The sequence below is a fragment of the Ruminococcus hominis genome (genome assembly GCF_014287355.1).
GTDB classification, from domain to species: domain Bacteria; phylum Bacillota; class Clostridia; order Lachnospirales; family Lachnospiraceae; genus Schaedlerella; species Schaedlerella hominis.
On record NZ_JACOPE010000001.1, the window covers coordinates 185,667 to 200,685 of the forward strand.

Here is a 15,019-nt window from a genome sequence, read left to right on the forward strand (position 1 = left end):
TAAAGGACCGTACGGCATAAGAACATAGTTATTTTGTCTCAAATTTATATCCGATACCCCAGACAGTGCTAAGCCCCCAGGAATCATGATTTTTGATTTTTGCACGAAGGCGTTTAATATGAACATCAACAGTGCGGGTGTCTCCAATATATTCATATCCCCAGATCTGATCTAATAATTGTTCCCTTGTAAATACCTGGTTTGGTGATGATGCAAGAAAATAAAGCAGTTCCAGTTCCTTTGGTGGCATGTCGACCTGTTGTCCATCACAAACAACAGAGTAATTGGTCAGGTTAATAATAAGTCCGTCATATTCTACACATTTAATCTTCTCGGCAGCAGCCGGTTCCGGACGGACTGGCTGATAACGGCGGAGAACGGCGCGTACACGGGCAACCATTTCTTTAGAGTCAAATGGTTTTAAAATATAGTCATCTGCACCAAGCTCCAGCCCGAGCACCTTGTCAAAAACTTCTCCCTTGGCGGAAAGCATGATGATAGGCGTAGCAGATTTAGCACGAATTTCGCGGCACACCTGATAACCGTCAATGCCTGGAAGCATAAGATCTAGAAGCACAAGATTTGGCTGATAAGTGTCAAATGCGTTGAGTGCATCTTCTCCGTTATAGACCATTTTAGTATCGAAACATTCCTTTGTCAGATAAAGAGAAATAAGCTCGGCAATATTTTCATCATCATCTACGATTAAAATTTTCTGTTTTGTGACCATTTCAAATTCCTCCTTATTTCAATTCTACAATAGTAACACCGGCATCACCTTCGCCGTATTCAGCAAGTCGATAAGACTTGACGTGTTTCTGACGGCGTAAGTATTCATGAATTCCCTTTCTCAAAGCACCGGTTCCTTTTCCATGTACGACACGGACGCTGTTCAGATGAGAGAGAAGTGCATCATCCAGATATTTATCCAATTCGGAAACGGCTTCATCGACAGTTTTTCCAAGTAAATTAATCTCTGGACTTACAGAAAGTGATTTACTCATTTTGATTTTACCCTTCGAAGTTCGCTTCATTGCTTTTGGACTGTATGGATTCACATCCTCGATAATTTCCAGGTCAGAAATATTTACCTGAGAACGTAAGATACCCATCTGTACAGTTACATTTCCACGAGAATCAGGTTTAGAACTGATTGTTCCTGTCAGATTCATACTGAGAACCTTAACAGATTCACCAAGCTTAAAATCGGATGGCTTATAAGCTTTTTTCGGCTTCTGTGCTTTGATTGTAGATGCAGCAGAAGTGTCTTTGATTTTTTTGCGAAGTCGTTCACGTTCCTTTTCCATATCAGCCGCAGAAATATTTTCCTTTCCAAATTTACGGAAATTCTTAATCGTTTCGTCGGCAACATCTTTGGCATCACGCAAAATAGCGTTTGCTTTTTCATTTGCTTCTCGTAAGATACGTTCCCTTTGTTCATCCAGTTTATCTTGTTTTTGTCGAGTCTGCATCTTTAAAGCTTCAATCTCACGTTTATATGCAGCAATTTCTTCACGTTCTTTTTCAATTGTACGTTTGCTTGTCTCAAGATCAGTCATCATGTCTTCAAAAGAGACGTCCTGTTCAGTCAGTCGTTTTTTCGCATCTTCAATAATATAATCCGGAATTCCAAGCTTGCTGGAAATTGCGAAAGCATTACTCTTACCAGGGATACCGATTAATAAACGATAGGTTGGCTTCAGACTTTCTACATCAAATTCACAACAGGCATTTTCAACGCCCGGAGTAGATAATGCATACACTTTTAATTCACTGTAATGTGTAGTAGCCATTGCCCGGATTCCACGCTTGTGTAAATATGAGAGAATGGCAGTGGCGAGGGCAGCTCCCTCTGTCGGGTCAGTTCCGGCACCTAACTCATCGAAAAGAACAAGAGAATTCTCATCTACATCCTGCAAAAAGGAAACGATATTCGTCATATGAGAAGAAAATGTACTTAAACTTTGTTCGATACTCTGTTCGTCTCCGATATCAGCATAAACCTGATGAAATACAGCCAGTTCGGAATGGTCGCCGGCTGGGATATGAAGTCCTGCCTGTCCCATCAATGTCAGTAATCCCACAGTTTTAAGAGACACCGTCTTACCACCGGTGTTTGGTCCGGTTACAATTAATAGTGTAAAATCCTTTCCGAGAGAAATTGTAATTGGAACAACTTTACGTGCATCCAGTAGCGGATGACGTCCCTCACGGATATAAATACGTCCTTCGGTGTTAAAAAGCGGGCGGCTTCCGTTCATTTCCAATGCAAGACGTCCTCTTGCAAAAATGAAGTCTAAGTCAGTTAAAGAGCGATAGTCTGTTCGAATCTCTTCGATATATTCTGCAGTATCCTCGCTTAGACGAGCCAGGATCACCTGGATTTCTTCCTGTTCTTTCGCATATAATTCCTTCAGATCATTATTTAATTTCACAACAGCCATAGGTTCGATAAATAAAGTAGAACCCGTAGAAGACTGATCGTGGATCATACCCTGTACATTTCCACGGCATTCTGCTTTGACCGGCAGACAATAACGATCTCCGCGCATTGTGATAATCGGGTCCTGCAAATAAGTTCTAAGAGAACCATTTACAAGATTTGTTAAGGTAGCATGCACTTTGTCATTCATATTATTGATATTACGTCGGATGTGCTTCAGTGTGCTGCTGGCATCATCGCTGATTTCATCTTCGCTGATGATACAGCGCTCAATCTCATTTGCCAAAAGAGTCAGAGGCTCTAGTTGTTCAAAATAGGCATCCAGACAATCAGTAAGTTCATCTTGTGTGTCATGACGGCCATATGCTTTGACACGTCCGGCTGTTTGAAGAAGCTTGAGAATGCGGAGTAATTCGCCGCTTCCGAGAGCTGCGCCAACCTCCAGACGTTTCATGGACTCTTCCACAGGAGCGGCATCGCTGAAAGAAATACGCCCTTTTTTAATCAGTCTGGTAAATGCGGCAGCAGTCTGTTCCTGAGACGTATTAATCTTATCCAGATTAGTCATCGGCTTCAGTTTACGACAAAGCTGTCTGCCACGGAAGGAAGATGCCTGTTCTTCCAACATGGCAATAATTTTATGATATTCTAATTTGGTTAATGTTTTCTGATTCATAATCTATCCTTTTTATAAAAATATTAATTAAAATACTATTTTACCAATCCTCATTATATCTTATTTACAATCCATTGGAAAGGATAATATTGAACAATCCGCAGGAATACGTTATACTGATTTGGTAAAGGAGACTGCAGCGTATGTCGAAGGAACAGAAAGAAAAAAACAGTGACAATTCAAGTGCTGACGAGAAAAAAGATACAAGGAAAAGTCAAAAAGAAGCAGGAGAAAACTTTTCTTTTCTTCAAGAGACTGTAAAGACAAAAAAGAAGAGCGGGAAAAGCCGAGTTATGCAATATATACGGAATATATTGTATGGTATAATTTTCGGGATTTTTGCCTGCTGTAGTTTTTTTGCGCTCAAACCATGGGCAGAAGAGATATTTTATCACGATGAGACAAAGGTAACGATACCTGTTGAGGATGGAGATACAGCACAAGACGATGATTCACAAGACGATGCAGATGATTCACAGCTTAGTACCGAGACTGCGGCAGAACACTATGAAGAAATGTTGGACAGCATGTATTCTATAGCAGAGAAAGCAGAAAAAAGTGTTGTAATAGTTCAAGCGACCGAAAAAGGGGACTGGACAACAGAGACTATGAATCTGAGACAATCTTCAGGAGTGATCGTAGGTGAAAATTCGAGGGAAATACTTGTTTTAACAGACGCTTTGATCTGTAAAGAAGCAACGCATTGGAAAGTGACATTTAACGGGAAGGAAGAATCTGATGCGGCATTAAAAAAGCAAGACAAGAATAGAAATATTGCAGTGTTTAGCATAGATAAGAAAAATGTTTCCGATGCGACACAAAAGGGAATCGAAGTAGCCACATTTGGCAATTCAAATACTTGCAAAAGAGGACAGGTTGTTATTGCACTCGGATACATATTTGGCTATGATGATGGCTTAAGCTATGGTATGATCAGTTCCAAATCACAGGAGGCGGTATTTGATGACAGCCAGTGTCAGGTGCTCAGTACAAATATTTCTTTAGCCGAAGGCGGTACAGGGATTCTTGTGAATCTAAAAGGAGAAGTATTAGGGCTGATCCGAAGTGATGTATTGAAGGACACAGGAAGCAGGACAGCAAATGCACTTGCGATTTCAGATTTGAAGGAAGTGCTTGAGATGATGTTAAACGGAGAAAGTGTACCATATCTGGGAGCGTATGGAAATGCTGTGACAGAAGAAATTTCAGAACAGCAGAACATACCAATCGGAGTATATATTACGAATGTACAGTCAGATTCTCCGGCGATGGATGCGGGAATCCAGCATGGAGATATTATTCAGGAAATTAAAGGAATGACCGTGACAGGAACAGCATCATATACAAAAGCGATTGAAAAGTGTACCGTGGGTGAAACAATAAAAGTCTGTGGACAACGCCGTGGAAGTAATGGGTATGTAGAAGTGACATATAATGTCACGATAGGAAGTAAAGAATAGAGAAAGAGGAAATAATAATGAAATATATTAAAGAGCTGCATGAGGGTGAAACGATCAGAAGTATTTATCTGTGTAAAGGAAAACGCTCAGCCGAGACAAGAAACGGAAAACCATATGATAATCTTATCTTACAGGATAAGACAGGTACGTTGGACGGAAAGATATGGGATCCGAACTCACAGGGGATTGCAGATTACGACGAGAAGGACTTTGTTGAAGTTGTCGGAGATGTAATTACATATAACAATAATTTACAGTTAAATATCAAACAGCTTCGTATTGCAAGTGAAGATGAATATAATCCGGGAGACTACATGCCGACTTCAGAAAAAAGTGTAGATGGTATGTATGAGGAATTACTGGGTTATATTCGTAAAATTTCCAATCCATATTTACGACAGGCTGTAGAATACTATTTTGTAAAAGACGAAGCATTTATCAAATCCTTTAAAGGACATTCAGCAGCAAAGACAGTTCATCATGGATTTGCAGGAGGGCTTTTGGAGCATACTTTGAGCGTGACTAAGATGTGCGAATACTTTGTAAATGCATATGATATTTTAAATGCAGACTTATTGTATGCATCAGCAGTTTGTCATGATATTGGAAAGACGAAAGAACTGTCAAATTTCCCAGACAATGATTATACAGACATCGGACAGCTCGTTGGACATATTGTGATAGGAGTTGAGATGATAGGGGAGGCAATCCGTACAATTCCGGATTTTCCGGAAAAACTGGCAAATGAATGGAAACACTGCATCGTAGCACACCATGGAGAATTAGAATATGGTTCACCAAAGAAACCGGCACTGGCAGAAGCTGTGGCACTGAATCTGGCAGATAATGCAGATGCAAAGATGCAGACATTGAAGGAGATTTTCAAAGATAAATCAGGAACAGACTGGTTGGGATATAATCGTCTGTTTGAATCAAATCTTAGAAAAACATCATTGAGTGAGGAAAGCAAATCATGATGCAGAAAAATGAAACTGCGATTGTAACCATTGAAGACATTGGTGTCAATGGTGAAGGAATCGGAAAAGTAGACGGATATACATTATTTATTAAAGATGCTGTAATTGGCGATGTAGTAGAAGCGAAGGTTATGAAAGCCAAAAAAAATTATGGCTACGCAAGACTGATGAAGATCATCACACCATCGAAAGATCGTGTGACACCAGTCTGTACATTTGCCAGAAAATGTGGCGGATGTCAGATTCAGGAAATGTCGTATGAGCAGCAGCTTCAATTTAAACATAATAAAGTACGTGGTAATCTGGAGAGAATCGGTGGATTTTCTCCAGAACTTTTAGAAAAAATCATGGAGCCGGTTGTCGGAATGGAAGAGCCGTTTCACTATCGAAACAAAGCCCAATTTCCATTCGGAACAGATAAAGAGGGGAATCCCATTACAGGATTCTATGCGGGCAGAACACATGATATTATAGCAAATACGGACTGTGCACTTGGAGTGGCAGTCAATAAAGAAATATTGGAGAAGACCCTTTCGTTTATGAAAAAATATCAGATTCCGTCATACGATGAGAATACAGGAAAAGGTCTGATTCGTCATGCTCTTATCCGATATGGATTTACAACAAAAGAAATCATGGTTTGTTATGTAATTAATGGAAAACACATTCCACATGTTGAAGAACTTGTAGAAACATTGCGAGAACTGGAAGGAATGACAAGTATTACATTTAGTTCCAATACAAAAAGAACAAATGTAATCATGGGTGATTCTTATGAAATAATTTGGGGACAAGGATATATTACAGACTACATCGGGGATGTAAAATATCAGATTTCTCCATTGTCATTTTACCAGGTTAATCCTGTACAGACAGATAAATTGTATGGGCTTGCATTGGAATATGCGGATTTAAAAGGGAATGAGACAGTTTGGGATCTGTACTGTGGAATTGGAACGATTTCATTATTTTTAGCACAGAAAGCAAAAAAGGTTTACGGAGTTGAAATTATTCCACAGGCCATTGAAGATGCTAAGAGAAATGCAGCAATCAACGGATTTGAAAATGCAGAATTTTATGTTGGAAAAGCAGAAGAAATTTTGCCAAAATACTATGAAGAATATGCAAAAACACATGACGGAGAAAGAGCTCATGCAGATGTTATTGTGGTAGATCCGCCACGTAAAGGATGTGATGAGATATTGTTGCATACGATGACAGAGATGCAGCCGGATAAAATTGTCTATGTAAGCTGTGATTCGGCGACATTGGCAAGAGATTTGAAGATTCTTTGTGAGAGAGGATATTGCCTGGAGAGAGTCAGGGCGGTAGATCAATTTCCGATGTCGGTGCATATAGAGACAGTTGTTCTTTTGTCCCAACAAAAACCAGATGACACGATAGAGATCGACTTAGACCTGGACGAGCTGGATGCCACCAGTGCCGAGTTGAAAGCAACCTATCAGGAAATCAAAGATTATGTGCTGAAAGAATTTGGCTTGAAGGTTTCAAGTTTATATATTTCTCAGGTAAAACGCAAATGTGGAATTGAAGTGGGAGAAAACTATAATCTTCCAAAATCAGAAAATGCAAGAGTTCCACAATGCCCGAAAGAGAAGGAAGAAGCTATCAAGGCTGCCCTGGAATATTTTGCGATGATCTAAGGGCATCGCTGATTTCAAGGAGGAATAACACATGAAAAGCACATTTGAAAAAATGGGTGGAACCTACACACTTGGCGCAGACGGAATTTACTATCCGAATCTTGTCAGTACAGATGAAGAACCGTATTATGGAAAATATGGAATGATACGAAAAACGTATTTGAAAGAGCATCGTCCGGCAATATATTCACTGTATATATTGGAGGACAGACTGGTGGAACATCTGAATGCTGTGGACGATGAAGCACAGGAGAGGATGGATATTCTGGTGTGTCAGATGATGAAGAGGCAAGGTATTACAGAAGAAACGAAAGCCTGTGACCAGATGGCTTGGGTAGGAACGGTAAATAATATCCGAAATGCGGCGGAAGAGATTGTGTTGAAAGAATTGATTTACAGGTAGACAAAGAGCTGAACAGGTAGGACGAAAAATCCTATTTGTTCAGCTCTTTGTGTTTGTACGGGTTCAAAGAAGAATCAAATTACAATTCTATATCATGTGATTTTTTCTTAGTTCGGACAGGCTGATTTCGTCGCATCTCTTGTTTTCTCTGATATTCAAGTTCCCAGGCACGATGGGAGAAAACATCAGGATCTTCAACATTGAGATAATCTACTTCATTAGCTGCAATATCACGACGGTGATAGTCATAATATTCACCAAAAGTACCTTTGAGCTGCTCAATCAGTTTATCTCGGAAAGTAGGTCGTATCTGGATTCTGGCATCCAGTAATTCAGTGTATTGCTCCGGGTCAGGACGGAATTTTTCCTCTTGGAAAGCGACAGCATCTTTTTTAAGCTGCCCTTTGAGAGACATATCTTGAGAATCGAGAATATCCAGATTCTTATCCATCTGGTCGTATTTTCTGGAAAGGCTCGCCATATCTTTCTCTGTGGAGCATTCAGCCTGAAACAGCAGCTGTTCTTTGACAGATTTCAGTTCCTCGATTTCTTCTGTTACGGTTGTAAGCTGCTGATTTAACTTTATATGCTGGAATGGATTTAGAATACTGGTTTTACTTTTTTGCACATTTAGTTCTTTCTTTTCAGTAACTTTCGCTTTGAGCTTTTTCTTAATGGTATCATATTGATTCAGGATAGGACGAAAATGCTGCATCCAGTCATGGATCACTTCTTTTTGCATTTCATTATGAAGTAAATGATATTGTGTAAAAATCATATGATTTCGGATTGCTTCTAATGTTTCTGCAATTACCGGAATAGATTTTTCGACAGCTTGGGCAAATTTTTTCACCTGTGCTTTTAATTCCCGAAGCATTTTGTTATCTGCACGAATCTGACGGTTGATTTCACACCGGTCTGCTATCATGCCTTTCTTTTCCATATTCTGGGCAATGTAGCCCTCATGGATGGTTGGCTGTTCTGTGATTCCCTGAGCTGCAAAACTGCGGTGATCAATGGCGGCATTTATCTGATTAAGGGCAAGCATTTTATTTACGGCATCTGCCCAGTTTGCTCTCCAGAGGCAGAGCTGTTCCTCACTGTTCCATTGTTCGGAAATCGGGTTTTGTCTGCCATACCGGGTGCTTTTTGGATGTTTGTCGATACGTTCATAACCTTTCTCCTGTGCTGCCGAGGGAGTCAGATATACTTTCTTTTTCCCAGCTTTATAACGATACTGTTTTTCCCAGCCCTCTTTCTGAGCATCCTTAAATTCAGAAGCAGTAAATCCCTTTTCCTCTCCATCTTTGATGCATAGATATTCTTTTTCGGTTTTATACTGCCATGTTCCGTTTTCGTTTAATGGACGGACAGTAAGTAGAATGTGTGCATGGGGATTGTGACCATCTGTATCGTGAATGGCGAAATCGGCACACATTCCCATATCTACAAAATTCTTTTGAATAAAATTCTGAAGAAGAGAAATATTGCTGTCTTTATCCAACTCAATAGGGAGTGCGACAACAAATTCTCTTGCCAGTCGGCTGTCTTTTGTTTTTTCAGCAGCTTCTACAGCATTCCAGAGTTGCTCCCGGTTTTTCCATTTAGGCGGAGCCATAGGGGGAAGCATTACTTCCTGATAGATCAGTCCATGTTTTCGGGTGTAGTCATGCTGGATGCCATCGTAATCATTGTATATGCGGCTACAGCTCATATAAGCAGATGCAGCGACAGCAGACCGCCCGGAACCACGGCTGACGACCTTGGCTTGCATATGATAAATTGCCATATCTGGCACCTCCTTTCGATGTTGCCTGCAACAGCGGATAGCCCTCGGCAGAGCGCACGAGCCCCGTAGGGGATACCACCGCCCGATTTATCGGGTGGTGAGTAAGTGCGCCCTTTGGGAGTAGAACTTGTGTATTTACATTCCTCTTAGCCGGAGCATCAGCTCCCGCTTTAGGGTATCTAAATCCATTTCTTTAATATGTGGAGCAATGCTTTCCAGAATCGCTCCTTCTTGAATCAATCTGCGTGTTCTGGCATTACGTTCCTTTTTACGGTTTCTTGCTTCGATTTCTTCCAGTCTGTGTTTTGCCTGTAAAAGCACTTTTTCTTCTGGTGTCATAATTCTTTTATTTGCCATATCTGGCACCTCCTTTTTATGCCCGTATCCGGGCGATTTAGTTTTAAAATCTTGTGGTTTAGTACTATAGTTTTAGATAACTGACAGTGGCATGTCTCTGGTGATAAATAAGAAAAGAAAGTAGTACTACTGTCAGTGAAAAATAGTTATTGTGCGATGCTGCTTTGTTTCAACTCTGGTTTGAAGTGTGATTATCTAACAGAATTTTTTTCGTTTTTTTTAAATTAGCTGTTGCATTGTCCTGACGGATATTCCGGTTATTGATACGGATGGGAACACATCTCTCCAGAATCCGGTCATAAATTCGCTTGTGTGCGATATCAGCGGCGTTATTCAGCTCTGATAAAGTGAGATTGGTTGTTATGATCAGGGGCTTTTTACTGCGGTAACGGCTGTCAATCACATTGAATACCTGTTCCAGTGCAAAGTCAGAGTTCCGTTCAATTCCGAGGTCATCAATGATCAGAAGGCTGTAGCGGTTTAAGCTGTGGATGAACTGATTCCTGTCTTCAAAATGCATTCCGGTAAGGGTATTCAGAATCCGGGAAAAGTTGGTCATCAGTACCGGGACGCCTTTTTCCAGAAGGGCATTGGCAATGCAGCCTGCAAAGAAAGATTTTCCAGTACCGACATCGCCCCAGATGAGAAGTCCGGAAGCGTTTGCTTTCATCTCTTCCCAGTTACTTACATAATTGTGTGCAAGTTTCATTTCCGGATTGCTGCCGTTATCTTTGGCAAAGGTGTAGTCATAAAGTGATTTGTCCTGTAAGCCGCTGGTTTTGAGATGCTCTATTTCCATTTGCTTTTCATGAAGTTTTCTCTGGGCTTCCTCCTGTTCAAAGATCTCCTGCTGGCACTTACAGCGGATGGAAGGAATAAGAACCTTTCCCTGTAATTCATGCCTGCACTGTCTTGGCGTATTGCATTTGGAACAGTAGATCAGGTGATTTGTTTCGTTAAAATATTCATCAGACTGAAGCTCTCTGTTTGGTGTGATAGCTGTTGGTTTTTCTGTAAATGTTGTCATAATGTTTCGTATTCCTCACTTTCATAATTTCGTTGCCGGGAAACAGGATGATCCTGTCTTGCCCAACGGATGATGGTAGCTGCATGGTTTTGGTATTGCTTTCCGGTAGAAGCCATATAACCGGATAAGCGTTCCATATAGTCCTGCCAGTCAGGGATTGTCTGCCGGATATTTTCCAGCTCCGTCTCTGACAGAAAAACATTTTGAAATGTTCCATAGGGTGAGCGTGGCTCTTTACTCCCTCTTATTGTTAAATGGTTCTTTTTTATCTCTTTCTTATTACTGGACAGTTTTCTGTCTGTATCAGGGAAAGAATCCTGTCTGTCAATAGGACAGTTTTCTGTCTGTCTTGAGGAAAGAATTCTGTCTGTATTGCTGAGGGTTTCTTTCGGGATTTTTACATAGATCCGATTAGGGTGTCCGGGTCCCTGCCGTTTTCGGAAGATAAGCTCTTGTTTTTCCAGTACTGCCAGAGCAGTTTTCACCGTCATCTGGCTTTTGTGGAGAACTTCTGCCAGTGCTTCAATCGTAAAGTAGAGGAACACATGACCATTTGTATCTGACCAGCCCTCATTTTTCTGGGAAAGCCTTGCACGGTCGAGCAGGATCATATAAAGCATTTTGGCAGTTTCGTTTATTTCCATGTCCAGAAGAAAACGGGGAAACATCATATAAGATGGCAGGCTTGTGTCTGCTGTCAGAAAGTCCGTCATGTGTTCACCTCCAATCACAATGGTTTATTCTCCAAGAAAATCCCAGTCTATATCACGATCCGGCTGTTCTTTTTCAGGAGCTGGAAAGGGCATCCTGATGGGGGATTCCCTTTCCAACATGCCTGCAGTCAGCCCGGACAGAAAAATCGGCAATGACTGTTTCAGGCTGTGTTCTACTGCTTCTACAATCTGTTTCACAAAAAGTTCTTCCCGTTCCCTTGTTTCCAGATAGGGATCAGCCTGAGTGCGGTAGTAGCGGTCAAAATAATCGACCAGTGCAAGGGAGATTACCTGGCTGTAAGATTTAAAATTCTGTCTGTCCATCGTCTGTAAATATTCCCAGGCTCTCCGCTGCTGGTCTTTGTCCAGATTAAATCGCAGGTTTGTGTTGCGGATATGGTTCTGCATGGCTTATCCCCTCCTTTTCAGGCTCATATAAGCCAGAGATTCATAACCTTTGGCAGTGGCACAGATATCATCAAGGATGGTAACTCGTGATTTGTCATACGCTCCAAAGTTACGGATCAGGCATCCACCGCCTCCGACCACATACAGGCGCATCAGGCCAGGATTGTATTCATATTTGCGGAGCGTGGCAAAAATATCTGTGACATACTGTCTGGCAACAGCAGTAATACAATCCAGATAAGACGCTGAAATGTCAGCGGTTCCAAACCGCAGAATCTGCTCTACGGTAGATTCTTCAATCTTTACTCCGAAGTTGTCCAGAACAGCGTTTTTAGCGGCAATCATGCATTGGTTTACGCCAAACTTTTCTGTCCAGCACCGGCTTTCCTGTGCTTTCTTATTATTGATATACAGAATGTTCATGGTTCCGTTGCCGATATCTGCAAGAAGATTTGTCCCCTTGAAATCTCCAAGTCGGTTTACGATAGCCGGATATCCCTGCGGGTAAAGGCTGCATCCCACAAAACGGAGATGATACTCTTTGCTGTTAAATCGGTAATGGACTTCTGGATTCTGGAGCAGATAGGAACGGAAATCTTCTCTCTGGTTTCTGATCCATGTCAGAGGAAGCCCGGCAGCCAGATGAACGTCTGCTTCACGGATGGAAAAGACATTCAGTTCCCTTGCAATCGCCATGAGAGTTAGAAGATAATATTCTTCGTCCATAGCTTTATCTGGGATAAATTCTTTGTGTCCTTCGCCAATCCGGTAGTAAATGCCGTTATATTCCAGAATATTCCCGGTGAAGATGGGTTCTGTTTCATAGGCTTTGATTCCGGTTGGTGTGACGGTATTTGCTGTTTTCATGTTGCCGTAGCCGTGATCTACAGCAATGATTTTTGTGTTTCTGAGTTCTCGCATAAAAAACACCTCCATTTTCGTATTGATTAATTCAGCAGGCTGTACCGGTGTGGTACTGCTTTGCTGTGAGATAAGCATACGAAAGTTGGAGGAAAAAGACATTGAGGGAAAATTGAGTTGGAATTGAAAAATAGGATATAATTTTGTAAAATAGAGCAATTTCTTTAGTTTTTTATAGCCCTGCATTTTTTTGTTATAAACGTTCATTAAATGTTGACATGTTATTATATAAATGGTAAAATTGTACAATAAAACGTGGAAAGTTGGATGGAATTTATTGAATTATAATAAAACTAATCGTACTTAACTGGCGGCTTATGTATTTGTAGAACTTAGAATAATAGAAAATTTAAAATATTATCAATTTTTACAGCTGTTGCAATGCTTTCAGTAGGAACAACAGTTTTTGCAAGTCCTTAACTGTTGTTTGATAAGGAGTGTAGTTTTATACAAATAGTGATATTATTGCAAAAAACTAGGATTTTATAAAAATAAAAAAATCAAGTCTATAGCTGTTTGAAGTGAGGAGAAAAGCGTATGAGAAATGTGTTGGCAACGGACATAAAAAACAATATTCGAAGCATTCGCTTTATTTTGGGGATTTTTCTAATCGTTTCGGCTACCCTGATGTCTGAGCATGAGATGTTGCAGAAGATCATAAATGCAGGCGGATCTGCAGAAGGACCAGGCTGGTTCGTAGCATACACCTATTGTATGAACAGCGTTAATATGCTTCTGTTTGTTCCCATTGCTGTTGCTTTTGCGGGTGGAGAGAATACGGAGGCTGAGCTGCACAGTCGTTTTTTTCTGTTCAGTTATATCCGTTCAGGGAGAAAACAGTATCTCGTAGGAAAAGCAGCAGGATTGTTGGTCTCCGGAGGTTTGACAGCTTTTTTAGCCATGGTGTTCCTTCTTGTAATCTGTATACTGAGGTTCGGTCAGTATCCTTCTCTGATTGACGGAAATTATGAGATGGCAGTGCTTGTGGGCAGAACGGCGGTAAGCTTTCTGAGATTGTTTTTAAATGGCGCTTTTTGGGCGCTAATTGGCGGTACGTCGGCTGTCATAACAAAAAATCGCTATATGTCCTATGCCGTTCCTTTTATTCTTTATTATGTCCTGACCGTATTTCAGGAGCGTTACTATCAAAAAGCATTCTTTCTGAGTCCCCGCTATTGGGCGGCGTCTATTTACTACAATGATATCTTCTGCATTGCTATATTAGCGGTTGGAAGTTTTTTAACGGCACTGATCTTTATGTGCGCAATAGAAAGAAGGTTGCGGTATGCGTGATATTAAACAGGCTTTTTGGATTGCAGGCCAGAATTTCTATGGATGGAAAAAAAGTCCGAGGATCTGGATGACCTTTATTTTGGCAGCTATATTATGTCTGATGCTGTCGGATCAGATTATTTCCCATGCGATAAAATATGAGACAATCCTTCAGGTATTCGAGCCGTTTATTTGGACATATGGGGATGCATCCTCTGTTATGCTGTCCTCCCTGCTTTTAATCCTGCTCTTTGCGGACATGCCATTTATCAGTCAGGCAACTCCGTATTGGCTTGTACGCACAAAACGGAAGATATGGCTTGCGGGTCAGATTATCTATGTGATCCTGGCGACTGTGATCTATAATATTTTTTTGGCTGTGATGCTTGGAATTATGGGAGCTCCCTTTTCCTTTACGGGAAATGTGTGGAGCGAAACAGCGGCAATGTTGGGCTATGGCGGTGGGGAGAGCATAACCGTTCCTGTTTCCATAAAAACAATGGAAAGCTCAACTCCTTATATGTGCGCAGCAATAGTGTTTGGACTTGTACTTTTATATACTCTTTTTATCGCAGTTCTCATGTTGTTTTTAAATCTGGCTGCGGGAAATATGGCAGGGGTGATCGGTGCTTTTGCAGTCAGTCTGTATGGGCTCCTGCTGAACCCAGATGTTTTCCGGAAACTGTTTCATTTTACAGAAAGTCAGGAATATAGGGCGAACGTGTTCTGCGGCTGGCTGTCTCCGTTGAACCAAGCTACCTTTCCCATGCACAGCTTTGGTTATGATTACCTGCCAGGGATCGGGATGAGCATGTTCATATTTGCAATATTAATCATAGCGCTGATCGGCTTGTCAGCCGTCCGAATTAAGGGCTATAATTTCTCTTTTACGCAGACAAACGAATAAAT

At 41.0% G+C, this 15,019-nt stretch carries 14 protein-coding genes; 6 read left to right on the plus strand and 8 right to left on the minus strand.

Annotation, left to right across the window (positions count from 1 at the left end; all coding sequences use genetic code 11):
* Positions 1–28 precede the first annotated feature (28 nt).
* Both H8S40_RS00770 and H8S40_RS00775 read right to left on the minus strand, forming a co-directional pair.
* Positions 29–730 (minus strand): response regulator, encoded by a 702-nt coding sequence (locus H8S40_RS00770; RefSeq protein ID WP_022074935.1) that lies wholly within the window; start codon positions 728–730, stop codon positions 29–31.
* Positions 731–743: 13 nt separating this feature from the next.
* Entirely contained in the window at positions 744–3,119 is a 2,376-nt protein-coding gene (locus tag H8S40_RS00775; RefSeq protein WP_186864318.1) for an endonuclease MutS2, read from the minus strand.
* Positions 3,120–3,262: 143 nt separating this feature from the next.
* On the opposite strand from H8S40_RS00775, the gene H8S40_RS00780 reads away from it, so the two are divergent.
* From H8S40_RS00780 to H8S40_RS00795, 4 genes are read left to right on the plus strand one after another with little or no spacing between them, the layout of a single operon-like run.
* Positions 3,263–4,579 carry a S1C family serine protease gene (locus H8S40_RS00780; RefSeq protein ID WP_186864319.1) on the plus strand — a complete coding sequence of 439 codons (1,317 nt, stop codon included), beginning with the start codon at positions 3,263–3,265 and terminating at the stop codon, positions 4,577–4,579.
* Positions 4,580–4,596: 17 nt separating this feature from the next.
* Positions 4,597–5,556: a 3'-5' exoribonuclease YhaM family protein gene (locus tag H8S40_RS00785; RefSeq protein WP_118724919.1), complete on the plus strand. Its 960-nt coding sequence runs from the start codon at positions 4,597–4,599 to the stop codon at positions 5,554–5,556.
* A complete protein-coding gene (gene rlmD / locus H8S40_RS00790; RefSeq protein ID WP_366482107.1) occupies positions 5,553–7,220 on the plus strand; it encodes a 23S rRNA (uracil(1939)-C(5))-methyltransferase RlmD in 1,668 nt (555 codons plus the stop codon). Before H8S40_RS00785 ends, rlmD begins: the two co-directional genes overlap by 4 nt.
* 31 nt (positions 7,221–7,251) lie before the next feature.
* Positions 7,252–7,623, plus strand: coding sequence for a TnpV protein (locus H8S40_RS00795; RefSeq protein ID WP_117636582.1), 372 nt, complete (start codon positions 7,252–7,254; stop codon positions 7,621–7,623).
* Positions 7,624–7,702: 79 nt separating this feature from the next.
* Here H8S40_RS00795 and mobQ read toward each other — a convergent pair whose 3' ends face one another.
* The 6 genes from mobQ to H8S40_RS00825 all read right to left on the minus strand — a co-directional run bounded on the left by mobQ (position 7,703) and on the right by H8S40_RS00825 (position 13,024).
* Entirely contained in the window at positions 7,703–9,412 is a 1,710-nt protein-coding gene (mobQ, locus tag H8S40_RS00800; RefSeq protein WP_117996605.1) for a MobQ family relaxase, read from the minus strand.
* Between the two features lie 135 nt (positions 9,413–9,547).
* Positions 9,548–9,769 (minus strand): hypothetical protein, encoded by a 222-nt coding sequence (locus tag H8S40_RS00805; RefSeq protein ID WP_005428277.1) that lies wholly within the window; start codon positions 9,767–9,769, stop codon positions 9,548–9,550.
* Positions 9,770–9,938: 169 nt separating this feature from the next.
* Positions 9,939–10,796: an ATP-binding protein gene (locus H8S40_RS00810; RefSeq protein WP_005428275.1), complete on the minus strand. Its 858-nt coding sequence runs from the start codon at positions 10,794–10,796 to the stop codon at positions 9,939–9,941.
* Positions 10,793–11,509 (minus strand): replication initiator protein A, encoded by a 717-nt coding sequence (locus H8S40_RS00815; protein ID WP_005428274.1) that lies wholly within the window; start codon positions 11,507–11,509, stop codon positions 10,793–10,795. The genes H8S40_RS00810 and H8S40_RS00815 overlap by 4 nt, the downstream gene beginning before the upstream one ends.
* A gap of 24 nt (positions 11,510–11,533) precedes the next feature.
* Complete coding sequence (locus H8S40_RS00820) at positions 11,534–11,917, minus strand: hypothetical protein (RefSeq protein WP_005428271.1); 384 nt, start codon at positions 11,915–11,917, stop codon at positions 11,534–11,536.
* 3 nt (positions 11,918–11,920) lie between these two features.
* Positions 11,921–13,024, minus strand: a complete 1,104-nt coding sequence (locus H8S40_RS00825) for a ParM/StbA family protein (RefSeq protein ID WP_436286257.1) — start codon at positions 13,022–13,024, stop codon at positions 11,921–11,923.
* A 351-nt stretch (positions 13,025–13,375) separates the two neighbouring features.
* On the opposite strand from H8S40_RS00825, the gene H8S40_RS00830 reads away from it, so the two are divergent.
* Entirely contained in the window at positions 13,376–14,131 is a 756-nt protein-coding gene (locus H8S40_RS00830; RefSeq protein WP_005428267.1) for a hypothetical protein, read from the plus strand.
* Complete coding sequence (locus H8S40_RS00835; RefSeq protein ID WP_005428264.1) at positions 14,124–15,017, plus strand: hypothetical protein; 894 nt, start codon at positions 14,124–14,126, stop codon at positions 15,015–15,017. Before H8S40_RS00830 ends, H8S40_RS00835 begins: the two co-directional genes overlap by 8 nt.
* Positions 15,018–15,019 lie beyond the last annotated feature (2 nt).

Bases quoted from the DNA above. Each gene is read 5' to 3' on its own strand.
- H8S40_RS00810 (WP_005428275.1), bottom strand. From the start codon at position 10,796: ATGACAACATTTACAGAAAAACCAACAGCTATCACACCAAACAGAGAG.
- H8S40_RS00815 (WP_005428274.1), bottom strand. From the start codon at position 11,509: ATGACGGACTTTCTGACAGCAGACACAAGCCTGCCATCTTATATGATG.
- H8S40_RS00780 (WP_186864319.1), top strand. From the start codon at position 3,263: ATGTCGAAGGAACAGAAAGAAAAAAACAGTGACAATTCAAGTGCTGAC.
- H8S40_RS00795 (WP_117636582.1), top strand. From the start codon at position 7,252: ATGAAAAGCACATTTGAAAAAATGGGTGGAACCTACACACTTGGCGCA.
- H8S40_RS00820 (WP_005428271.1), bottom strand. From the start codon at position 11,917: ATGCAGAACCATATCCGCAACACAAACCTGCGATTTAATCTGGACAAA.
- rlmD (WP_366482107.1), top strand. From the start codon at position 5,553: ATGATGCAGAAAAATGAAACTGCGATTGTAACCATTGAAGACATTGGT.
- H8S40_RS00825 (WP_436286257.1), bottom strand. From the start codon at position 13,024: ATGCAGGGCTATAAAAAACTAAAGAAATTGCTCTATTTTACAAAATTA.
- H8S40_RS00775 (WP_186864318.1), bottom strand. From the start codon at position 3,119: ATGAATCAGAAAACATTAACCAAATTAGAATATCATAAAATTATTGCC.
- H8S40_RS00770 (WP_022074935.1), bottom strand. From the start codon at position 730: ATGGTCACAAAACAGAAAATTTTAATCGTAGATGATGATGAAAATATT.
- H8S40_RS00785 (WP_118724919.1), top strand. From the start codon at position 4,597: ATGAAATATATTAAAGAGCTGCATGAGGGTGAAACGATCAGAAGTATT.
- H8S40_RS00835 (WP_005428264.1), top strand. From the start codon at position 14,124: ATGCGTGATATTAAACAGGCTTTTTGGATTGCAGGCCAGAATTTCTAT.
- mobQ (WP_117996605.1), bottom strand. From the start codon at position 9,412: ATGGCAATTTATCATATGCAAGCCAAGGTCGTCAGCCGTGGTTCCGGG.
- H8S40_RS00830 (WP_005428267.1), top strand. From the start codon at position 13,376: ATGAGAAATGTGTTGGCAACGGACATAAAAAACAATATTCGAAGCATT.
- H8S40_RS00805 (WP_005428277.1), bottom strand. From the start codon at position 9,769: ATGGCAAATAAAAGAATTATGACACCAGAAGAAAAAGTGCTTTTACAG.